The organism is Pseudomonas sp. HTZ2 (assembly GCF_033173945.1).
Taxonomy (GTDB): domain Bacteria; phylum Pseudomonadota; class Gammaproteobacteria; order Pseudomonadales; family Pseudomonadaceae; genus Aquipseudomonas; species Aquipseudomonas guariconensis.
In genome coordinates, this window is sequence record NZ_CP137332.1 from 1,852,170 (window position 1) to 1,875,341 (window position 23,172).

13 protein-coding genes are annotated in these 23,172 nt (G+C 63.4%); 3 read left to right on the forward strand and 10 right to left on the reverse strand.

Annotation, left to right across the window (positions count from 1 at the left end):
• Positions 1–31 precede the first annotated feature (31 nt).
• The 4 genes from lon to R6G97_RS08710 form a co-directional block, all read right to left on the reverse strand.
• On the reverse strand, positions 32–2,455 hold the full coding sequence (lon, locus tag R6G97_RS08695) for an endopeptidase La (protein ID WP_090345011.1): 2,424 nt from the start codon (positions 2,453–2,455) through the stop codon (positions 32–34).
• Positions 2,456–2,589: 134 nt separating this feature from the next.
• A complete protein-coding gene (locus R6G97_RS08700; protein WP_043206486.1) occupies positions 2,590–5,001 on the reverse strand; it encodes a glucose/quinate/shikimate family membrane-bound PQQ-dependent dehydrogenase in 2,412 nt (803 codons plus the stop codon).
• 30 nt (positions 5,002–5,031) lie between these two features.
• On the reverse strand, positions 5,032–6,378 hold the full coding sequence (locus R6G97_RS08705; RefSeq protein ID WP_317847994.1) for a carbohydrate porin: 1,347 nt from the start codon (positions 6,376–6,378) through the stop codon (positions 5,032–5,034).
• Between the two features lie 295 nt (positions 6,379–6,673).
• Positions 6,674–8,713, reverse strand: coding sequence for a TonB-dependent receptor (locus R6G97_RS08710; RefSeq protein ID WP_317847995.1), 2,040 nt, complete (start codon positions 8,711–8,713; stop codon positions 6,674–6,676).
• Positions 8,714–8,890: 177 nt separating this feature from the next.
• On the opposite strand from R6G97_RS08710, the gene R6G97_RS08715 reads away from it, so the two are divergent.
• Both R6G97_RS08715 and R6G97_RS08720 read left to right on the forward strand, forming a co-directional pair.
• Positions 8,891–9,112: a VF530 family DNA-binding protein gene (locus R6G97_RS08715; protein ID WP_043206489.1), complete on the forward strand. Its 222-nt coding sequence runs from the start codon at positions 8,891–8,893 to the stop codon at positions 9,110–9,112.
• Positions 9,112–9,753 carry a Pr6Pr family membrane protein gene (locus R6G97_RS08720; protein WP_043206490.1) on the forward strand — a complete coding sequence of 214 codons (642 nt, stop codon included), beginning with the start codon at positions 9,112–9,114 and terminating at the stop codon, positions 9,751–9,753. Before R6G97_RS08715 ends, R6G97_RS08720 begins: the two co-directional genes overlap by 1 nt.
• 150 nt (positions 9,754–9,903) lie before the next feature.
• Here R6G97_RS08720 and R6G97_RS08725 read toward each other — a convergent pair whose 3' ends face one another.
• The 3 genes from R6G97_RS08725 to R6G97_RS08735 all read right to left on the reverse strand — a co-directional run bounded on the left by R6G97_RS08725 (position 9,904) and on the right by R6G97_RS08735 (position 14,440).
• Positions 9,904–10,665: a siderophore-interacting protein gene (locus R6G97_RS08725; protein WP_043206491.1), complete on the reverse strand. Its 762-nt coding sequence runs from the start codon at positions 10,663–10,665 to the stop codon at positions 9,904–9,906.
• Entirely contained in the window at positions 10,662–11,204 is a 543-nt protein-coding gene (locus R6G97_RS08730) for a PadR family transcriptional regulator (protein ID WP_043206492.1), read from the reverse strand. The genes R6G97_RS08725 and R6G97_RS08730 overlap by 4 nt, the downstream gene beginning before the upstream one ends.
• 113 nt (positions 11,205–11,317) lie before the next feature.
• Complete coding sequence (locus tag R6G97_RS08735) at positions 11,318–14,440, reverse strand: biosynthetic peptidoglycan transglycosylase (protein ID WP_197852805.1); 3,123 nt, start codon at positions 14,438–14,440, stop codon at positions 11,318–11,320.
• Positions 14,441–14,858: 418 nt separating this feature from the next.
• On the opposite strand from R6G97_RS08735, the gene R6G97_RS08740 reads away from it, so the two are divergent.
• Positions 14,859–16,277, forward strand: a complete 1,419-nt coding sequence (locus tag R6G97_RS08740) for an amino acid permease (RefSeq protein WP_090345020.1) — start codon at positions 14,859–14,861, stop codon at positions 16,275–16,277.
• A gap of 52 nt (positions 16,278–16,329) precedes the next feature.
• Here R6G97_RS08740 and R6G97_RS08745 read toward each other — a convergent pair whose 3' ends face one another.
• The 3 genes from R6G97_RS08745 to R6G97_RS08755 form a co-directional block, all read right to left on the reverse strand.
• Positions 16,330–16,875 (reverse strand): DUF417 family protein, encoded by a 546-nt coding sequence (locus tag R6G97_RS08745; protein WP_090345022.1) that lies wholly within the window; start codon positions 16,873–16,875, stop codon positions 16,330–16,332.
• A 155-nt stretch (positions 16,876–17,030) separates the two neighbouring features.
• A complete protein-coding gene (locus R6G97_RS08750) occupies positions 17,031–18,650 on the reverse strand; it encodes an FMN-binding glutamate synthase family protein (RefSeq protein WP_317847996.1) in 1,620 nt (539 codons plus the stop codon).
• A gap of 217 nt (positions 18,651–18,867) precedes the next feature.
• Entirely contained in the window at positions 18,868–23,154 is a 4,287-nt protein-coding gene (locus tag R6G97_RS08755; protein ID WP_317847997.1) for a DEAD/DEAH box helicase, read from the reverse strand.
• Positions 23,155–23,172: the final 18 nt, after the last annotated feature.

A 23,172-nucleotide genomic window follows, 5' to 3' on the forward strand; every position in this document is an offset into this window, starting at 1 on the left:
AAAACAGAGGGGCCGTGGCCCCTCTGTTCAATCAAGCGAACAACACTTTCGCCACGTCGGCATAGCGCTTGGCGAAATGCACAGTCAGCCCTTCACGTAGATAGTCCGGCAGCTCTTCGAAGTCGCCGCGGTTGGCCTCTGGCAGGATCAGTTCGAAGATCTTCTGTCGCCGTGCGGCGATTACCTTCTCACGGACCCCACCAATCGGTAGCACCTGCCCGGTGAGTGTCAGTTCACCGGTCATGGCCACGCCTTTTTTCGGCGCCTGGTCCCGGGCGAGCGATAACAGGGCGCTTGCCATGGTGATGCCGGCGCTCGGCCCATCCTTGGGCGTGGCGCCCTCGGGTACGTGCAAGTGGATGAAGGCTTCGTTGAAAAAGCTCGGGTCGCCACCGTATTGCTTCAGGTTCGAGCTGACATAGCTGTAGGCGATCTCGGCCGATTCCTTCATCACATCGCCCAGCTTGCCGGTGAGCTTGAAGCCACGGTTGAGGGTATGGATACGGGTGGCTTCGATCGGTAAGGTGGCCCCGCCCATGCTGGTCCAGGCAAGGCCGGTGATCACGCCCTTGCCAGCGAGCACCTGCTCGCTGCGGAACACCGGCATACCGAGTGCCGCTTCCAAGTCCTTGGTGCCGATCTTGAGCTTGGCCTGCGGCGTCTCGAGCAGCTTGACCACTGCCTTGCGCACCAGTTTGCCCAGCTGTTTTTCCAGTTGGCGCACACCGGCCTCGCGTGCATACCCCTCGATCACCATGCGCAGAGCGCTGTCGCTGATGCTCAGGCTGGATTTGGCGACTCCGGCTTTGGCCAGTTGCTTGGGCCATAGATGGCGCTTGGCGATCGCCAGTTTCTCTTCGGTGATGTAGCCGGAGAGGCGGATCACTTCCATGCGGTCGAGCAGTGGGCCGGGGATCGAGTCCAAGGTGTTGGCGGTGCAAACGAACAGCACTTTGGACAAGTCCAGGCGCAGGTCCAGGTAGTGGTCGAGGAAGTCGACGTTCTGTTCGGGGTCGAGGGTTTCGAGCAGCGCCGAGGCCGGGTCGCCTTGGTAGCTCTGGCCCATCTTGTCGATCTCGTCGAGCATGATCACCGGGTTCATCACCTCGACGTCCTTCAGGGCCTGCACCAGCTTGCCCGGCTGGGCGCCGATATAGGTGCGTCGGTGGCCCTTGATCTCCGCCTCGTCGCGCATGCCGCCGACGCTGAAGCGGAAGAACGGCCGGCCGAGGCTTTCGGCGATGGACTTGCCGATACTGGTCTTGCCCACCCCGGGCGGGCCGACCAGCAGGACAATGGAGCCGCTGATTTCGCCTTTCCAGGCCCCAACGGCAAGGAACTCCAGGATCCGATCCTTGATGTCGTCCAGCCCGGCGTGATGCTGGTCGAGGACTTTGCGCGCATGGGTGAGGTCAAGCTTGTCTTGGCCGTAAATGCCCCAGGGCAGTGCGGTGGCCCAGTCCAGATAGTTGCGGGTGACGGCGTATTCCGGCGAACCGGTCTCGAGGATCGACAGCTTGTTCATTTCCTCGTCGATGCGCTTTTTCGCCTGCTCCGGCAGGGTCTTGCCTTCCAGGCGCTGCTGGAACTGCTCCAGGTCGGCGCTACGGTCGTCTTTGGTCAGGCCCAGCTCCTGCTGGATGACTTTGAGCTGTTCCTTGAGGAAGAACTCGCGCTGGTGTTCGCCAATCTGCCGGTTGACCTCGGCGGAGATCTCGTTTTGCAGACGCGCGACCTCGACCTCCTTGCGCAGCATCGGCAGGACTTTTTCCATGCGCTTGAGCATTGGCACACAGTCGAGCACTTCCTGCAGCTGCGCGCCGGTAGCCGAGGTCAGCGCGGCGGCGAAGTCGGTCAAGGGCGATGGGTCGTTTGGGCTGAAGCGGTTGAGGTAGTTCTTCAGCTCTTCGCTGTACAACGGATTGAGCGGCAACAGCTCCTTGATCGCATTGATCAGGGCCATGCCATAGGCCTTCACCTCGTCGGTGGGTTCGGCGGGTTGATGCGGGTAGTCCACTTCCACCAAGTAGGGCGGGCGATGGTGCTTGAGCCAGGTCCGGATGCGCACCCGGGTCAGGCCCTGGGCGACGAACTGCAGCTTGCCGTTCTCGCGGCTGGCGTGGTGGACCTTGACCAAGGTGCCGTACTGCGGCAGGGAAGAGGTGTCGAAATGACGATGGTCTTCTGGCGGCTCGTCCAGGAAGAACAGGGCCAGGGAGTGGTGCGGGGTCTTGGCGACCAGATCCAGGGTTTCTGCCCAAGGTTCTTCATTGACGATCACCGGCAGGACCTGGGCCGGGAAGAACGGGCGGTTGTGGATCGGGATCACATAGACCTTGTCCGGCAGTTGTTGGCCGGGCAGGGCAAGGTGGTGGCCGGGGGTGGCCTTGGCGTGGAGATGTTCGACTGTTTCGTGTTCGTCTGGATGGTCCGGTAGATCTTGCTGGTCGCTCATGGGGCACCTGCGCAAATGACTATGGTGCTTAGATGGGGCGGGGGGGGATGGGTTTCAAGCTTTGAGCTTCGAGCTGCAAGCTGCAAGAAAAAAGCGGGGCCTCGTAGGCCCCGCTTTCATTTGTCGCTTGCCGCTTAGTCGGCGAGCTTGTAGGCGATGATGTAGTCGCCCATCTTGGTGCCCAGCGAGCCGTGGCCGCCGGCGGTGACCAGCACGTACTGCTTGCCATCCTTGCCGGTGTAGGTCATTGGCGTGGCTTGGCCACCCGCTGGCAGGCGGGCTTTCCACAGCTCCTTGCCGTTGTGCACGTCATAAGCGCGCAGGTACTGGTCCAGGGTGCCGCTGAGGAAGCCTACGCCACCTGCGGTGACGATCGAGCCACCCATGCTCGGTACGCCGACCGGCAGGCCGATCGGTACTGGAGTGCTGTCGCGGGTGGTGCCGTTCTTGTGCTTCCAGATCACCTTATTGGTGAACAGGTCGATCGCCGCGACGTAACCCCAGGCCGGCGCCTGGCACGGTACGCCCAAAGGCGACATGAATGGATGCATGATCACCGCGTAGGGCGCACCGGTGTTCGGTTGCACGCCGCTGGTCTCGCTCTCGCGCTTGCTGCCGGCGGCGACTTGCTCGCGGGGCACCATCTTCGAGACGAACGCCATGTAGTTCGGTGAGGTGAACAGCACCTGGCGAACTGGGTCGACCGACACGCTACCCCAGTTGAACACGCCAACGTTGCCTGGGTAGACCAGCGAGCCCTGCTCGGACGGCGGGGTGTACTGGCCCTCGTAGCGCAGGCTGCGGAACTGGATACGGCAGAGCATCTGATCGAACGGCGTTGCGCCCCACATGGCCTTTTCGGTCAGCTCGGGGCCGAGCAGGTTGAGGTCCGAACGTGCCTGGGTCGGTGCGGTGTGATCGCCTTTGACGGCGCCTTGGGGGACCGGAATCTCACGGATCGGCACGATCGGCGTGCCGTCGCGACGGTCTAGCACATACAGGCTGCCTTGCTTGGTTGGCACGATGACCGCGGGCTTGATGCCATCGTCGGTTTTCAGGTGCACCAGGGTCGGCTGGCTGCCCACGTCCATATCCCACAGGTCGTGGTGGGTGAACTGGTAGTTCCAGCGCACTTTGCCGGTGGCCAGGTCCAGGGCGACGATACCGGCGCTGTACTTCTCGGCGCCTGGAGTACGGTCGGCGCCCCACTGGTCGGGGGTCTGGTTGCCCAGCGGCAGGTAGATCATCCCCAGGTCTTCGTCGACGCTGGCGATCGACCACATGTTGGCCGAGTTGCGGCTGTAGGTCTGGCCGGCGGCGAGTGGCTTGGTGTCCTCTGGGTTGTTGCTGTCCCAGTTCCACACCAGGTGGCCGTCGTGCACGTCGTACGCGCGGATCACGCCGGACGGCTCATTGGTCGACTCGTTGTCGGTGACGTGACCGCCAATGATCACCAGCTCGCGGGTGACCGCCGCTGGCGAGGTGGAGTAGTACCCGCCGGCGGTGAAGGGCCCAAGGCCGGTGGTCAGGTCGATCACGCCCTGGTTGGCGAAGCCTTCGCAGACCTTGCCATTGTCGGCGTTGATGGCGATCAGGCGGGCGTCGGCGGTCGGCAGGTACAGGCGGCGCGGGCAGGTCTGGGCCACGATCTGGCCTGCGTCGGAGATCTTTGGCGCAGGCTTGCCGTCGCGGCTGACGTAGCGGTTTTCGTCATAGTACGAAACGCCGCGGCAGGTCATGTGGGCAAAGCCCTTGAGCGAGCCGGTCGGGCTCTTGATCTGCGGGTCGAAGCGCCAGATCTCGGCACCGGTGTCCGGATCCAAGGCCAGCAGCTTGCTGTGAGCGGTGCACGCATAGAGCATGCCGTTGACCTTCAGCGGCGTGTTCTGGTTGGTCAGCTCTACCGGATCGTCATCGGTCGGCAGGTCACCGGTGCGGATGCGCCAGGCTTCTTCCAGTCGGTAGGCATTCTGCGGGGTGATCTGGCGCAGCGGCGAGTAGCGGTCGCCGTGTTCTGTACGGCCGTAGGCCTGCCATTCGCCGTCCGGCATGTCGGGGGCTGCGCTGCCCATTTCGCTGTTGTCGCGATTGAGCGTGCCGAAGGTCTCGCCCGGGTGTGTGAACTGGCTGCCCAGGGCGCTGGCGCCGGCGGCGACCACCGCGACGCTGAGCAGCGCGGTGTTGATTTTCGACGACGGGCCGATCAGCGGACGACGTGCCCACGGCAGCAGCAGGACGACCCCGACGGCGAACCAGATCGCCAGACGTGGCACCAGTTGCCACCAGTCCAGGCCGACTTCCCACAGTGCCCAGATCGTGCTGCCCAACAGCACCAAGCCATACAGGCCCAAAGCGATGCGGCGCATGGCCAGCAGGAGGATGCCGGACAGGGCAAAGCCAATGCCGGCGATAAGGTAGTACAGGGATCCTCCCAGCTGGCTCAGCTTGATGCCGCCTGCCAGCAGGGCCAGGCCCATCAGCAACAGCAGCACGCCCAGAAGGCGCGGTAGCCAGCGGGTTCCATTCTTGGCACCGTCAGTGCTCATCGTATGTTCTCCGTAGGTCGAAGGGGTGGGTTAGAAACTGCTCTGAATTTTCAGGCCGCCGATCAGGGCGGTGTCGACCTGCGACACACCGCCTGGATGGCGGATGTATTGCAGGTTGGGTCGTACGGTGAGCCAATCGGCCAGGTGAATGCCGTAGTAGAGCTCGGCGCTGTATTCGGTGTCCTGGACGGGCAGGTAGCCAGGGTTGTCGTAATCGTCCAGGCCGGCGGCCTGGTTGATGAGGCGGGCATTCTTGCGATAGCCGGGATTGACGTGCACGCGGGCGAGGGCGAAACCGATGTCGTCCTTGGCGCGGGCATCGAAGGGCCCTTTGTACACCACACCTGCCTGAACATAGTTGTCGATGGCATTGGTCTTCTTGTCGTGCATCGTGGCATTGGCGAACAGGCTCAAGCCGCGGGAGTGGTCCGAGGCCAGCGACGTCACTTGCTGCTGGGCTCCGAGCCAGAAGCCATGCTTGCTCGAGCTGCTGCGATAGGCCTGGCCGCTCAAGGCAGCCGGCTGGCCGTTGCTGTCCTTCAGAACATCCTGTGCCTTGGCATTACTGTAGTAGTAGCCAGCGCGATATTCCCCTTCAAAGCCATTGACCCGCGGGCTCCACACCAGTTCGATCGGCATGACCGCGCCCTGGGTACCGCTGCCGCTGAGCTTGAAGCCGTTACCGCTTTCAAGGTTCGAGGGGTTCTGTTCGAAGACGCCGACCTGGGCGTACAGCGAGTCGTTGAGGTTGTAGCGAACGCGCAGGGCCCACTGGCTGACGGGCCAGTTGTACCAGATGCCACCCACCCAGTTGCCCACCTGGGAGCCGCAGAAGGCCAGGTTCTGGAAGTCGCAAGGGAAGCTGTTGAAGTCCTCGCCTTCACCGAAGCGCCCGAATTTCACATCCAGGGCGCCATCGAAGTACTTCTGCTTGATCCACATCTGCGTCAGCCGCCAGGTCTGGCCGCGGCCCCAGACTTCCTGGGCCGAGGTGAAGCCGCCGACCCGGGGGTCGTTGATCCGGTCGTTGCTGATGTTCTGGCCATGGCGTTCGGTGATCGCCAGCTTGAACTCGGCATCCTGCCAGCCAAGGATCTTTTCCAGATCAAGGTGGCTGGCGAAGGTGAACTGGTCGCTGTAGCGCGCGGTACGGTCGTGGTCATAGCCGCCGTGCAGGTTGCTGCCCATCTCGCCGGTGTAGCCGAGGGTGAAGTCGTAGCCTTTTTCCAGCAATTCGGTGCGGGTGCCACCCCAGTCGCCAAGCATCCACGGGGAGTCGCTGGCGAACAGCTCATGGGCTGCGCTGGTGGACGACAACCCGCCCAGAACAGTGGCGAGGGCGAAGCTGGAAAAACGGGTTTTGGGCAGTTGGAGCATGAGATAGCGCTATCTTTTGATTATTGAAAAAACGGCAAGCGCATCGAAGGGCGGGCCCTTCAATGGAGATGGCTGCAAGGTTCGTGGATGAAGCGTTTCAGCGTGCGGCGTGGAGGATATAGGGGAAGTTGTAAGAAAAAAAGACAAATTGTCGCAGCGGATTGTTGCTCAGAGAGTAATAGTTGGGGCAGTTGGGCAGCCTTTTGTAGGCTTCGCCAGCTCCCGCGCCACTGAGGGAACTGGCTTGTCCTGGCTCCGGACCATCGCGATTGGGCCCATGGCGCCGCCAGAATGCTTAGAACGAGGTGCGCAATCCCACCTGTACACTGCGTCCAGGCGCTGGTGCGATGTCTCGCAGGATCGAACTGGCATAGCGCACGGTCTGGTCGGTCAGGTTTTCTCCGCGCACGAATACCAGCCAGTCGCTCTGACCGATATCGAAGCGGTAGCCCAGACTGGCGCCGAGGGTGGTGTAGCCGTCGGTACTGGTCTCGTTGGCGGGTTTGCGGTGCTGCGAGGCCGCGTGCTGCACGTCGACCCGCGCTTGCCAGCGATCCCGTTCCCAGAGCAAACCGCTGTTCAGGCGTAGCGGCGCGATACGCGGCAGAGGCTCACCGCTGTCAAGATTCTTGGCGCGGGTGTAATCGCCTGAGAGCTCCAGTGCGAAGCTGCCGTAGCGGTTTTCGGCCAACTGCCAGCGGTCTTGGGCTTCGATGCCATAGAACCGGGCGCGCACGCCTTGGTACAGGTATTCGGGCAGTTCGCCATGGTCGTGATCGTGATCGAGATCATCATGATCGTGGTGGTGGCCTTCGCGCAGGTTGCCGGTGCCGATCAGGCCGATGTAGTTGCGAAAATGGCTGTAGAACACGCCCACGCTGCCCTTGTGGGTGCCATTGTCGAAGCGCAGGGCCAGGTCGGTGGAAACGGCTTTTTCCTTGTTCAGGTTCGGGTCGCCCACTTCGAAGGCGCCCGTGGCTACGTGTGCGCCGTTGGCGTACAACTCGTAGAAGGTCGGGGCGCGCTCGGTGTAGGCGAGGTTCGCGGCCAGCGACCAGACCGGGTCGAGTTGGTACACCGCGCTGGACGAGAGACTTGCGGAAGTGAAGCTTTCCGAGTTGTCGGCACTGGCAAAGGTGGCGTTGCCCTTGGCATCCGGATCGATGCGGGTGTGTTCCAGACGCGCGCCGAGGCTCAGGTTCAAGCGCTCGCTGGTCTGCCATTGTTCGAGCATGAACAGCGCCAGGCTGTCGGTGTCGGTGTGGGGGACGAACGCTTCCTCGCCCAGGGCGGAGAATTCGTTGCGGCTGATTTGCGCGCCCAGGACGCCCTCGACGGGGCCGAAGGGCTGGTGGCGTGCTTCGACCCGCGCCTCGTAGCCTTTGTTCTTGAACGTGGTGTGAACTTCGCCGCTTTCGATCTCGCGGTGCTGGTAATCGGTGTAGCCCGCATCGACTTTGATCGAGCTGAACGGGCCTTCGAGGTCGCGCAGCTCGCTGGCAAAACCATAGTGATCCTGCTGCATGTCCAGGCGGACCCCGGGCTCTGCGACCGAGCCGTAGTTACTGTCGTAGCGACTGTAAGAAAGGCCGGTGTAGCCCCGGTCCCAATGGTACGCACCGCCGATGGCGCCGCCATCCTGGCGTCCGTCGCTATTTTCCAGTCGATGACGGCTGCCGGGCTCATCGCTGTCGCGCACTTTCGAGCTGCGGGCATAGCCTGGGATACGCAGGTCGTTGAACTGGCGGCTGTTGGCGTCCAGGTGCAAGGCGAAAGCCCCATTGCCGGCCTCCAGCTTGCCGGCGCTGCTGCGGGTGGTGTCGGCGCCGCCGTAGCGCAGCTCGCCGGCGCCGTGGATCCCCTCGATGGGCGAGTCGGGAATGCGGTTGTCGAAGGTGTTGACCACACCGCCGATGGCATTGCCGCCATAGAGCAGGGCTGCCGGGCCGCGGACGATTTCGATGCGTTCGACGTTGACCGGATCCAGCGGGACGGCGTGGTCATAGGACAGCGATGAAGCATCCAGTGCGCCCACGCCGTTGCGCAGGATGCGGATCCGGTCGCCATCCAGGCCGCGGATCACCGGGCGACTAGCGCCGGGGCCGAACCAGGTCGAAGCGACGCCGGGCTGTTTGTTGAGGGTCTCGCCCAGGCTGCCTTGCTGTTGATGCAGCAGGTCGTCGCCTTGTAGCACCGTGTTGGGCGCGGCGAATTGGCGATTGCCCAAGGGGTTGGCTGTGATGACCTGAGGTTCTAGTTCCACGGCCTGGCTGGGCATGGAGGCCAGCCAGAGGGCGACAGCGAGGGGGGAGAGGCGCAGAGACATGTGACGCATGGGGGTGTGACGTTCCTTGGCAGAGAGCTTCATTGTTACAATATAACATCTCTATTGCATCACAAGGGTTCACGCTTTGGCCAGTGCTTCGTGCAAATGCGACTCGCAACGCCGAATCAGCGCCGCCTGTCACTACACTCGTGTAAGGTGCGCATCTTTACCCGCGGGAGCACAGGCATGAGCACGGCCCAACACAACGCGCTGCACGGCAAGACGCTGGAGCAGATCCTCACCGAGCTGGTGGCCCACTACCAATGGCAAGGCCTGGCCGAGCGCATCGACATTCGTTGCTTCAAGAGCAACCCGACCATCAAGTCGAGCCTGACCTTCCTGCGCAAGACGCCCTGGGCGCGGGAGAAGGTCGAGCAGCTCTACGTGAAACTCCAGCGGGCTGGCTGATGCCGCGTCATCCCTGGCTGACTTTCGCCGCGTGGCTCGGCTGGACGGGCCTGGCGATACAGGTCTACCTGGTGCTGTGGGCCCGCTGGGAGGAGCAGGCTAGCCTGATCGGCGGTCTGGTGAATGTGTTTGGTTACTTCACGGTGCTGACCAATACCCTGGTCGCGACAGTGCTTAGCTATGCGGCGTTTGGCCGGGCGTCGAGTGCGCAGCGGTTCTTCCTTTCGCCCGTGGTGGGTTCCGGCATCACCGCGAGCATCGTGCTGGTCGCGCTCGCCTATAGCGTGCTGCTGCGCCATCTGTGGCAACCCCAGGGCTGGCAATGGGTGGCCGATGAATTGCTGCACGATGTGATGCCGCTGGTATGCGTGCTGTATTGGTGGCGTGAGGTGCCCAAGGGCAGCTTGCGGCTGTGGCACTTGGCGGCGTGGACCCTGTACCCGGCAATGTATTTTGCCTATGCCTTGTGGCGGGGGCGGGAAATCGGCGTTTATGCGTACCCGTTCATCGATGTCGCGACTCTTGGCTATGGGCAGGTGCTGCTCAATGCCTTGGGCGTGCTTGTGGGATTCTGGGGGATCGGGTTGGTGTTGGTCGGGGTGGATCGCTGGCGGGGGCGTCGGTTGACGCAGGCCTATTGAGGCAGTGTCGGCCCGTTCGCGCGTAACCCTGCTCCCACAGGTACAGCGGTGTTCCCTATAGCACCGAAGTACCTGCGCAACCGGGTTTACCTGCGAAGAGGACGCTACAGAGCAAGCCAGTTGTACCTGCAATGCATGAGCTGCAGAACATCATTCGTCATCGACACTGCCGTCCTGGCGCCAGTAGGCCGCAGCTTTCAGCGCATCGTCCTTCACACCTTTTTCCAGCAGCAATGCCTTGGCCTGGCGGGTCAGGGTCTTTTCCAACGCAACCCAGGCGTACAGCGCACCGGGCGGCAGCGCCAGTTGCTCGAGCATGGCCAACAGGTCGTCCTGGTGGCGATGCACCCAGATCACCTCGACGTGCGCCTTGCTCGGCAATGGCTGCTGCTCCTGCTCGTCTTCGATCTGGATCAGCGCCAGCACCCGGCGGCCAGCAGGCAATTCTTCGAGACGTCGACCGATGGCGGGGATCGCGGTTTCGTCGCCAATCAGCAGGTAGCTGTCGAATAGGTCCGGCACCACCATCGAGGCGCGTGGGCCGGCGATGTCCAGGGTTTGGCCCGGTGCAGCCTGCGCCGCCCAGGTGGACGCTGGGCCATCGCCGTGCAGCACGAAATCGATATCCAATTCATTGGCCACCAGGTCGATGCGTCGGGGCGTGTACTCGCGCATGGTCGGACGAGCGCCACCATCGCGACCGAGATTGCGGGCGTCGATGGCCTGTTGCTCTTCGGGGGAGAGGGCGAACAGCAGCTTGATGTGATCATCGCTGCCCATGCTGGTGAAGCCTTGCAGTTCTGGGCCGCCCAAGGTGATGCGGCGCATGCGCGGGGTCAGGTCGGTGACCCGCAGCACCTGCAGGCGGCGTTGGCGGATCTCATGGTTGACGCGATGGATGGTATCGCTCATGGGGTGTTCTCCGTAACAGCCTCGGTGGGGCCTGAGGCGATGGCCTTGGCAGTGTCGTTGAGCAGGGTGCGTACCCGCTCGATCTCCTCGAGCGTCCAGCGACCGCTATGCATGTGCAGGGCGTGACGCAGGTTACCGACTGCTTCGTGGATCTCTGGCGGTCGATCGTGCCCACGCAGGGCGCGTTTGCTGACTTCGATGCGCATACGCACGCCGTCGAGCGCCACCGCCTGCTCGGCCAAGGCCTCACGCCCCGCTTCGGTGATGACGTAGAGGCGCTTGCTGCCCTGGACCTGGCCGGTGATCAGCTCGGCTTCTTCGAGAAAATTCAGGGTCGGGTAGATGACCCCCGGGCTTGGGGTATAGCTGCCGTCGAACAGGCTTTCGATCTGGCGGATCAGGTCATAACCGTGACCGGGCTGCTCGGCCAGCATCGACAGCATCAACAGCTTCAGATCGCCAGGGGCGAAGACCCGCGGGCCACGCTCGCCCCGGGCGGGGCGGCGTTCGAAGGGGTCGTGTGGGACGTGGTCGCGCATGGAGAGTCGGCTCCGTGTGTTTCGATATATCGAAAGATATTGCTCAAGATATATCTAAACACAAGCGCCAAAATGCGGATGATTCTTATCTGTATTTTCGATGAGTCGTTGCATCACGGCGTATGCATCGCCACCTCCGGGGCTTTGCATTCGGTGGCGCTGCCCGGCTCCAGATACGGCATGAGAATCGGCGCCATCCCCTTGAGCACCTGCACCGGCAAGGCCGAGGTAAATGTGAACGCCTCGGCCGAACGCCCCGGGACGAAGGCGGTCAGGGTGCCGAAGTGGTTCTCGCCGAGGAAGAACACGAACGTGGCGGTACGGTTGAGCGAGCGCGAACCGATCAGGCGGCCCCCAGCACCGAAGCTTTCGATGCGGTTGTCGCCGGTGCCGGTCTTGCCGCCCATCACCAGCGACGTGCCGTCATGCAGCTTGAAGCTGCCGGAGATCCGCCGCGCTGTACCAGCATCCACCACCTGCGACATCGCGCCCTTCAGGGCCCTGGCCACTTCCACCGGAAGGATCCGCTGGCCGCGGTCCGGGTCGCTGATCAGCTTGGTTTCGTAGGGGGTGTTGGCGGCAAAGTGAAGGGTGTCGATGCGCAAGGTCGGCAGGCGAACGCCGTCGTTCTGGATGATCCCGACCAGCTCGGAGAGTGCGGCCGGGCGATCACCGGAACTGCCAATGGCGGTGGCCAGCGACGGCACCAGATGATCGAACGGATAGCCCACGCGCTTCCAGCGTTGGTGAATATCCAGGAAGGCTTCGATCTCGACCATGGTCCGGATGCGGCTGTCGCGGGCGCCCTGATGGCGGCTCTTGAACAGCCAGCTGTAGACCTCCTGGCGCTCGAATCGGCTGGCGTTGACCATCTCGGTGAGCGAGGCACCGGGGTTCTTGAGCAGATAGCCCAGCAGCCACAGGTCCAACGGGTGCACTTTGGCGATGTAGCCCTGATCGGGCAGGTCGTACTTGCCGGGCCCATAGGCCTCGTACATCTCCGACAGACGACCATCGGTGAGCTTGGCCAGAGCCTTCTTGTCGTTGGCGCTATGGGCGCGGACGAAGGCGTTGAAGGTTTCCTGTCCGGCCTCCGGGAACAGGTAGCGGTGCACGGCGGCCAGGCGCTGCGGGGTGACGCGCATGCTGTCGAGGAAGGTGTCCAGGCGCTGCTGGGAGGTCTTGCGCTGGTACTTTTTCCAGAACCGCATCAGGTAGTTGGTGCCTTCTTTGTCGGCAAAACGCGCCAGGTATTCCTGGCGCCGTGGGTCGGAATCGTCCTTGAGCAGCGGCTCGCGGTTGAACGGCTGCTGATAGGTGACATAGCGCACCAAGTCGCGCATGAGGCGGATGAACGGCAGGTTGATCGACTCGCGCAGGGCGATCTTGAGGGTCGGGTTTCGGCTGTTGTCTTCCTTGCGGAAGTTGTTGAACACGTGCATGCCGCCGCCGGTGAAGAAGGCTTCGCCGGTGTTGGCCGAGTATTTGCGCTCCAGTGCTGCGTCGAGCATGGCATCCAGGCTCTGGTCCTTGGGGTTCTGCATCAGCCATTCGAGCGACCATTGAGTGATGCGGTCGAGCTCGGCCACCGGGACCTTCTTGAGCTCCGCGGCAGGCTTGCCGGCGTACTTGTCGTGGAGTTCGGCGATGATTTCCAAGTAGGTGGTCAGTACCCGCAGCTTGGCTGTGGAGCCCAACTCCAGCTTGCTGCCTTCGTTGATATCGAAGGGCTGGTCGGTGCTGTCGGTCTGCACCCGTACCCGCGAGCCATCGGCGGTGCGCTCGAACAAGGTGAAGCTGTAGCGCACCTGGTCGGTGGTTTTGGTCGTGAGCAGGCGTTCGCCGATCAGGCCCATCTGGGCTGCGAACTCAGGGTCGGAAAGGTTTTTCAGGTACTGGCTGACCTGCATTTGCAAGTCGGCCTGCAAGGTGCTGGTGGCCGAGACGTCGAGACGGTCGAGGTCGTAAAGCGGCCGGTTGAGCATGGCTGCCAGGCGGTTGCGGGCCAGGCTGATACCTTTGTTGGTAATGATCGGCACGATGGTCGGCTGGGCCACCCAGTCGCGGTACACCGCCTTGCTGGCCAAGGCGGCATCGGCCAGGGGACGGTCGATCACACCGTTGGCGGCGAGCACGCGAATGTGCGCGTCAGTGAGCTCGGCCAGCTCCACCCGGCCCTTGGTCAGGTAATGGGAGGGCCGACGCTGGGCGATCATCAACGACAGTACCTGGCGCAAGGCCAGGCCGCGCGCTGCCATGGAGTCCGGGTCGGTGGCGGTACCGGCCAGCGCCTGGTTGACCTGGTCGAAATCGGCGCCATACCAGACCCGCAGCCCTTCGGCCATGCCGTGAACCTCACCGTGGCCCGGCACCGCCGACAGCGGCACGCTGTTGAGGTAGTCGCGCACGATGCGTTCACGCGCCACCGTGGTATCCGGCCCGCCTTGGTAGGCGCGCACGCTGGCGGAAATCATCTGGCGGATCTTCTCGGAGCCGGACACGGTCAAGCCGTCGGGGGAGTGGCGATACTTTTCCAACTGCGTGGCCAAGGTACTGCCGCCAGCCGACTGGCCGGGCAGGGCAAGGTACTTGGCCACCTGGCTGTAGGCGGCCTTGGCAAAGCGCGGCCAGTCCACCGCCGGGTTATTGCGTGGGTCTTGCGGGTCGAGCAGGTCGCGGTTTTCGATGAACAGCAGGCTTTTGACGATGATCGGCGGGATCGAGGCGAAATCCGGGTACAGGTGCTGCGGGTAGTTGTAGTGGTACAGATCCTGGCCGCGGCAGTCGGTAATCGACAGGCCGGCCTGGATCTTCTCCACGTAGGGAACGAACAGGCCGTGCTCAACGTAGTTCATCAGCGCCGGCGAGAAGCGCACTTGCTGGCTGATCAGGTAGTCGCGCTTGAGCAGTCGTGGCAGGAACTCGCCCAGTGCGCTGTAGCCCAGACGCTTGTCGAACGGGCCGTCGCCCGGGTAGATGATCGCATCGCTCGGGCCAGGCTCCAGGGAGTAGGTGAGGGTGCCGGCCAGACGGCTGAATTCCCTGGATTGCAGCTTGGAGGTGCGCATTTCGTCGTAGGCGGCGAAGCCGATGACGATGGCAGCGAGCAGCACGATGAGCACGATGAGCCGCCACCATAGGCGACGCTGGCGGGGAGTCTTTGGTAGTGGCGCTTCAGCCGGAGAGGTTTCGGGTGCTTCCGTTCTGGTTGGTTCCGATTGCCACAGTGCGCCCATAGTCTTCAATCCGGCCAGGTACTTTTCGTCTTGCTTGTCTGAAGCTTAGACGTTAGGCGGGGTTGGTGAAAAAATTGTAAGAAGCCTCGCAAGCTGGAGTCGGAATATCCGCCTTTGGTGCAGCTTCCATTCTGCGGCAATGTTGCTATGGTAGCCGCCCCATTCTCCTCGAGAGGGGGGCGAGAGGGATTTCTCTCTTCCGCGAAAGGGATTTTGGTCCAGAACTCTCTCCAAATTTCCCTGTTTATATAGTGAAAAGCCCTGCGGGCGGATTCCTATACTGCTCGACCCCTTCGTCCGCCGGATTCGGTGGACAGGCGGGCCCACAAGGCTCACTTGGCAAGACGACGCCACGCCCATCGGCATGGCCGGCGCTGCACGAAGGTCATATCCAATAACAAAATGAGGTTGTATTGCTATGCCAGTCGGCAACCACCCTGCCCATGGTGAGACCGCCCAGGGCGGCCCACTCAAGCGCGAGCTGGGCGAACGGCACATCCGTCTGATGGCGCTGGGCGCCTGTATCGGTGTAGGCCTGTTCCTCGGTTCGGCCAAGGCCATCGAAATGGCCGGTCCTGCGATCATGCTTTCCTACATCATCGGTGGCCTGGCCATCCTGGTGATCATGCGCGCGCTCGGCGAAATGGCCGTTCACAACCCTGTCGCCGGCTCCTTCAGTCGCTATGCCCAGGATTACCTCGGCCCGCTGGCGGGCTTCTTGACCGGCTGGAACTACTGGTTCCTGTGGCTGGTAACCTGCGTGGCGGAAATCACGGCCGTGGCCATTTACATGGGCATCTGGTTCCCTGACGTACCCCGCTGGATCTGGGCCTTGGCAGCACTGGGCAGCATGGGGGCGATCAACCTGATCGCGGTCAAGGCGTTCGGCGAGTTCGAGTTCTGGTTTGCCCTGATCAAGATCGTCACGATCGTTGCCATGGTCCTGGGCGGCATCGGCATCATCGCCTTCGGCTTCGGCAACGATGGCGTGGCGATGGGCATCTCCAACCTGTGGAGCAACGGCGGCTTCATGCCCAACGGTGTGACCGGCGTGCTGATGTCGCTGCAGATGGTCATGTTCGCCTACCTGGGCGTCGAGATGATCGGCCTGACTGCCGGTGAAGCACGCAACCCGCAAAAGACCATTCCCCAAGCCATCGGCTCGGTGTTCTGGCGCATCCTGCTGTTCTATGTGGGCGCGCTGTTCGTGATCCTATCGATCTACCCGTGGAACGAAATCGGCAGCCAAGGCAGCCCGTTCGTGATGACCTTCGAGCGTCTGGGCATCAAGACTGCCGCTGGCATCATCAACTTCGTGGTGATCACTGCGGCGTTGTCCTCCTGTAACGGCGGCATCTTCAGCACTGGGCGCATGCTCTACAGCCTGGCGCAAAATGGTCAGGCTCCTGCGGCTTTCGCCCGTACCTCCAAGAGCGGCGTGCCGCGCAATGCGCTGCTGTTGTCGATCGGCGCGTTGCTGCTGGGCGTGCTGGCCAACTACCTGGTACCTGAGAAGGTGTTCGTCTGGGTGACTTCGATCGCCACCTTCGGTGCGATCTGGACCTGGGTGATGATCCTGCTGGCCCAGCTCAAGTTCCGCGCCGGTCTCTCCACCGCTGAGCGTCAGGGTCTGAAGTACCGCATGTGGCTGTGGCCGCTGAGCTCCTACCTGGCCTTGGCCTTCCTGGTGCTGGTGGTCGGCCTGATGGCCTACTTCGAGGACACTCGCGTGGCCCTGTACATCGGCCCGGCGTTCCTGGTGTTGCTGACCGTGCTGTACTACGCGTTCCGCCTGGCTCCGAAAGAGACGCAGGGCGTGACAAGTACCGCCTCCTGACGAACGAAGCCCCGGCCAGCGCCGGGGCTTTGTTTTTCGACTGTGCTGAGCGTCAATGACCTGTGGAACTGACCGTTGCCCTGTTGCTGGCTGGCAAACGCGCACGCCGCTGACGGCGAAGCAGACCTTCTGCCAATACCATCAGGCTCACGCCCAGCAGCGCCAGATCCTTGATCAGGAAGCTGCCGGCGCGGTTGAGCCAAGGGAAACCACCTGACGCGACCTCCCAGATCGGCACGGCAAGCATGATCGACAGCGTCGTGGCGAAGGTGAGCGCGCAAAGCCCTCCACCGGCAATGGCGGCTTTGGTCGACCATCGGCTGGCCAAGACCAGCACGGCGGCCAATATTTCCACTACCCCCAGCACGTAGGATGTCCCTGCCACGCCAAACACGGCATACAACCAGCTCAGCCAAGGTGTCTGGCTGATGAGCGGTTTGAGGGCTTGTACTTCGATCGATGTGAATTTGAGCAGGCCGATCATCAACATCGGCATGACAACGCCCAGCACGGCGATCTGCCTGGCGAGCGCCAGCAGGCGCTGAGACCTGGAGACCGAGCAGGTTTCTGGAAAGTTTGGATTGTTGGTCGACGACATGATGTGCACTCCTGAATGAGAGGCATCGAGCATGTCGGGTATTGATTAACGACTATTTAATGGGTGGGTAGGAGGCGGCTCGGCGCATTGTAGGACATTGCTCTAAATCACCCGATGTGCCTGGCCCAGCGCAGGCACATCAAATGAGGATAGCTTCAGGCGGCGACCTCGGTGTGCGGCTCGAAACTGTCTGCCCGGGCCATCTGCCACATGCGCGAATAGAACTGCCCGTTCACCTCTCTGGTGAGCAATTCGCCCGGCTTGAGGAACACATGCATCTGCGAGAACAGTTTGATTTCGGTGGCGGAGATGCGCCGAACCAAGTGCTTGGCCTCCAGCTGCGCCGGATGCTCCAGGCCTGCCGCAGCCAGCATTTCGGCCAACGCGCGCAGCGTGTTGTGGTGGAAGTTGAGTACCCGCTGGGCTTTGTCCGGCACTACCAGGGCACGCTGACGCAGGGCATCCTGGGTGGCCACACCGGTGGGGCATTTGTTGGTGTGGCAGCTCTGGGACTGGATGCAGCCAATGGCGAACATGAAACCCCGGGCCGCATTGGCCCAGTCGGCGCCAATGGCCAGCACGCTGGCGATGTCGAAGGCGCTGACAATCTTGCCGCTGGCGCCGAGCTTGATCTTGTCGCGCAGGTTCAGCCCCACCAACGTGTTGTGCACGAACAGCAAGCCCTCGCGCAGCGGCACGCCCATATGGTCGGTGAATTCCACAGGTGCAGCACCTGTGCCGCCTTCCTTGCCGTCGACGACGATGAAGTCCGGCAGGATGCCGGTCTCGAGCATGGCCTTGGCGATGCCCATGAACTCCCAAGGGTGGCCCAGGCAGAACTTGAAGCCCACCGGCTTGCCGCCGGACAGCTCACGTAAGCGGGCGATGAACTGCATCATCTCGATGGGCGTGGAGAAGGCGCTGTGGCGTGAAGGCGAGATGCAGTCCTCACCCATCAGGACGCCGCGGGTCGCAGCAATCTCTTCGGTGACCTTGTGCTTGGGCAGGATGCCGCCATGGCCGGGCTTGGCGCCCTGGCTCATCTTGATCTCGATCATGCGCACTTGCGGGTTGCGCGCCTGCTCGGCGAAACGTTCGGGGTCGAATCGTCCGTCCGGGGTGCGGCAACCGAAGTAGCCTGAGCCCAGCTCCCAGACCAGGTCGCCGCCATTTTCGCGGTGGTAAGGGCTGATGCTGCCTTCGCCGGTGTCGTGGGCGAAGTTGCCCAGCTTGGCGCCCTGGTTCAGGGCGCGGATGGCGTTGGCGCTGAGCGAGCCGAAGCTCATGGCCGAGATATTGAAGATGGATGCCGAGTACGGCTGGCTGCACTGCGGGCCGCCGACCACCACGCGAAAGCTCGATGGGTCCGCCAAGGGCGCCGGGCGCATGGAATGGCCGATGAACTCGAAGCCCGATTCATAGACGTCGATCAGCGTACCGAAGGGTTTGTCGGACGCTTCGTTCTTGGCGCGGGCGTAGACCAGCGAGCGCTGGGCCCGGGAGAAGGGCAGGGCATCGCTGTCGGCTTCTAGCAGGTACTGGCGGATTTCCGGGCGAATGGCCTCGACCAAGTAGCGGATGTTGCCAAGGATCGGGTAGTTGCGCCGCACCGCGTGGCGCTGCTGCAGCAGGTCGAACAGGCCGATCAGGCTGAGCACGCCGGTGGTCAGGGTGAAGGGCCACAACCATTCGTGGTGCAGGAAGGGCAGGCTGGCCAAGGTGAACAGCACACAGGCGGCGAAAAAGGCATAGCGGCTGAGAAGTGACAGGCTCATACGGGGTCCTTGCGATGGCTCGGTCAGGCTCAGGGCCTGGGTCAAACCCCGACCTTAGCCCCATTGCGTGGCGTATTGCCAGTCGATGGCCCGCTGTACACATGAAAGATTGGTCATGCTCAAGGGCCACTGCACGACCCTGCGCAGGCTTGGCCAGTTCTCACAAGGCTTTGTGGCATGCAATCGGCAGATGCCTGCGAAAGGGTGCGAAGCGGCTTCAGGGCCTGTCACGCAACAACTGCTGTCGCCAGCTCTCATGTTCTGTGGTCGGCGCTTCCAGCAGGAACTCATAACGCCCCGCCACCCGGGTCGCCACCGGCACGCCATCGCGGTACAGCAGCCGATTGCCACCCGCCGCGGCCACTTTGTTTCCTGGCAGCAACGTTCCCAGCAGGTTCAGCGGGTCGCAGGCGCTGACCATCACCCGCTCGCCTTGTGGCGTGCGCTTTCGTACCTGGCGCAGCAAACCGACCGCCTCGGGCAGGGCGAATTGCTCTCCGGCCAGCCCGGCGACGAAGCGTCCACCGCGGATCTCCCCGCGTGCCTCCAGGCGATGATAGCAACGCAGCAAATCACGCCAGGGCGGTAGCACGTCGCTTTCACGTTCCAGCAATCGCCAACAGATCACCCCGTATCGGCGCAGTAGCGTACGGGCGATGTGTTCCAGGCGCTGCTCTGGTTCCTGCGTCTGGCTGCTTCGGCGCAGCAGTGCCCAGCGCCCGGCGTGGGCCATGCTGCTCGAAAGCGGCGGATGGCCGCGGCGACTGTTGCGTGAACTGCGCTTGGCTGCGGGAGCGATCAGGCTGCGCAGGCCGGTGAAGCTGTCCGCACTGATCAGGCCTGCGCCCACCAATTGCTGCAGGGCTGTTTCGAGTTCGCTGGGTAGCAGATGCGTTTCTTGAGCCAGCTCATCGAAGAACAAAGCACCTTGTTCTTGGAGTGTCTGATACACACGTTGTGCCCTGGGGCTGAGTGTGTCGGGCGCCGGAGCGGGGGCCAGGCTGCGCCACAGACCGAGGTGCTCGCGGGGCAACAGTACCAGCGGTGTGCTCGACAGCGTGCTGGCGGAGACGGTCGATGCCAGTCGGCTCCAGGCCCACTGGCCGCTGCGACAGGCATCGTCTAGCCAGTGCGGGCTGTAGTCCTTGATGCGGGCAGGCAGCAGCTCCGCCTCCCAGGCTCCGGCCGCACTCGGAAAACCTTGCAGTTGATCGAGCACCAAGGCCACTGCCTGTGGGCCTTGCACGCGCTCGCTGGTCGTCACGTGCTGCCAGTCGAACAGAAAGCGCATGAAGTCTTGCAGGGTGACCGGCTCGATCTCCCGGCGCAGGCGCTTGACCGTGTAGCGATGGATACGCGCGAGCAGATGCCGCTCGCACCACTGCTGGGTGTGCTGGCCAGGGCTGAAATGCCCGCGCAGTACGTAGCCTTCGACCTCCAGGCGGGCAAGGGCCTGTTCGATATCGCTGCTGGGCAGGCCCAGGGGCGCGGCGATTTGCGCCACGGTCAATGGGCCAAAACCGCTCAGACGCGAGCGCAGCAGTTCGGTCAGCGCGGTGTCTGACTCGATCGGGTGGTCGAAGCCTGGCAACAGCTCGAATGCGGGCTCCAGGTGGGCGTGCGGATAACACGCAAGCACCAGGTTCTGGCGTTCGCGGGCAAGCCACAGGTTGTGCTCGCCGTGGTGCAGTCGGCAGGCGCGACCGGCGTCTGCCAATTGTCCAAGAAGGTCAGCCCACGATGCGTTGGCCTGCACCTCGGCCTGGCTGATGGCACCCAGGCTCATCAAGGCTTCGTGCATTTCGTCGGCATTGCTCGGTTGCGGCCAGGCTTCGGCCTGCACGGCGGCGATGGCGTCGATGTCCAGCGCGCCCAGATCGTCGCTGCCCTGGACTTCGTTCCAGCGGCGGTTGAGCACCGCCTGGGTGCGGCGCTCCTCCAGAGGCGCATCGTCCAAGAAGGTGTAAGGCCGGGCATTGAGGATGGCCGAGGCCAGCGGTGATGGCGCGGGCAGATCGCGGGCAAGCAGGCGTATCTGCCCGCTTTCCATGCGCCGCAGCAGGGCCAGCCAGCCCTCGCTGTCCATGGCTTCGTGCAGGCAGTCGTCCAAGGTCTGCTGCACCAGCGGGTGGTCGGGGATCTGCCGCTCGCCCGCGATGTTTTCGAGGCATGCAATCTGGTCGGGGAACACGGCGGCGATCAGGTCTTCGCTTTTCATCCGCTGGATCTGCGGCGCCACCTTGCGTCCACCGACATAGCGTGGCAAGGCCAGGGCCACGCCAGCGTTCCAGCGCCAGCGCACGCCGAACAGCGGTGCGTCGAGCAAGGCCTGGATCAGGATCGGCTCGGCGCTTGTGCTGGACAGATACCGCCAGACATCGTCCAGCGCGAAGCTATGGCTGGTCGACAGCGACAGCACGATGGCGTCTTCACTGGCCGCGGCCTGCAGTTCGAAGTTGAACGTGCGGCAGAAGCGCTTGCGCAGGGCCAGGCCCCATGCCCGGTTGATACGGCTGCCGTAGGGCGAATGGATGATCAGTTGGGTGCCGCCGGATTCGTCGAAGAAACGCTCCATGACTAGGGTTTGCTGGGAGGGCAGGGCGCCAAACACCTGCCAGGTGCGGCCGAGGTAGTCGAGCAGTTGGCTTGCGCAGGCTTCGTCCAGCGCTAAGGCGTCCTGGAGCCAGGCCAACACCGGGGCAAAGTCGCCGCCGCTGGCCTGCAGGCGTTCATCGATTCGCGCCTGCAGACGGGCAACGGCAGCGGACAGCTCATCGCTGCGCCCCGGTGCTTCACCGAGCCAGAATGGAATGGTCGGGGGCAGGCCATGGGCGTCTTCGACCCGTACCCGACCAGGCTCGACCCGCAAGATGCGATAGGACGCGTTGCCTAGCTGGAAGATGTCGCCGGCGATGCTTTCCACCGCGAAGTCTTCATTGACGCTGCCGATGTTAAGCGACTGCGGCTCGAGCAACACCGCGTAGTCGGCGGTGTCCGGAATGGTCCCGCCACTGGTCAGGGCGGTCAGCTGGCTGCCCCGGCGTCCGCGCAAGGTGGCGCTGACCGCATCGCGGTGCAGGTAGGCACTGCGTATACCCTGGCGTCCGTTGTAGCCCTCGGCGAGCATGCGCAGCAATGCCTGGTAATGGTCCTGGTCCAGGGCGCTGTAAGGCGTGGCCTGGCGCAGGCAGTCGTAAAGCGCCAGTTCCGACCAGGGCTGGTTGGCCACTTCAGCGACGATCTGCTGGGCCAATACGTCCAGCGGCGCCTTGGGAATGTGCAGCTCATCGAGCTCGCCGTGATGAATGCTGTCGAGCAAGGCCACGCATTCGATCAGATCGTCTCGCGAGGTCGGGAACAGCCGCCCCTTGGGCACCCCTTCCACCTGGTGGCCGGAGCGCCCGACCCGTTGCAGGAAGGCTGAAATCGAGCCGGGCGAGGCGATCTGGCATACCAGCTCAACCTCGCCGATGTCGATGCCCAGCTCCAGCGAGGCGGTGGCCACCAGCACCTGCAGCTCGCCCGCCTTCAGACGCTGTTCGGCGGCGAGGCGGTACTCCTTGGCCAGGCTACCGTGGTGCGCGGCCACTGCAGTCTGACCCAGGCGCTCGCCCAGGTGACGGGTCAAGCGTTCGGCCAGGCGCCGGGTGTTGACGAAGACCAACGTGGTGCGGTGTTCGCGGGCGAGCGTGGCGATGCGGTCATAGACCAAATCCCACACATCGGTGGCCATCACTGCCCCCAGCGGGACCGGTGGCACTTCTATGGCAAGGTCGCGGCGGCGGGCATGGCCGACGTCGACGATAGCGCACGGGCGCTGGTGACCGACCAGAAACTGCGCCACCCGCTCCACGGGACGCTGCGTAGCGGACAGGCCGATGCGCCGCAGGGGGCGTCCACACAGCGCTTGCAGGCGCTCCAGGGTCAAGGCCAGATGGCAGCCGCGCTTGTTGCCGGCCAAGGCGTGGATCTCGTCGACGATGACTGTGTGCACGCTGGCCAGGCCCTCGCGGCCAGAGGCCGAGCCCAGCAGCACGTAGAGTGACTCGGGGGTGGTCACCAGGATGTGCGGCGCCTGCTTGCGCATGGCGGCGCGTTCCTTTTGCGGGGTGTCGCCGGTACGCACTTGGGTGGTGATGCGTGGCGCCTGTAGGCCTTGGTCCTGCAAAGCCTGGCTGATGCCCGCCAGCGGTACGTCCAGGTTGAGACGGATGTCGTTGGACAGCGCCTTGAGCGGCGATACATAGACCACCTGGGTCTGCGCGGGCAGTTCACCGCCCTGTGCCAGGCCCTGGCAAAACAGCTCATCGAGCACGGCAAGGAAGGCGCTCAACGTCTTGCCCGAGCCGGTAGGGGCGGCGAGCAGCATCGACTGGCCGCCGTGGATCAGCGGCCAGGCTCGGGCCTGGGCGTCGGTCACGGTGGCGAAGTGTTGCCGGAACCAAGTGCCGACGGCGGGGTGGAACAGGTCGAGCACCGGATGGTGCTGGGCGGGAAGGTTCATGTGTCGTTTATGGAGGGT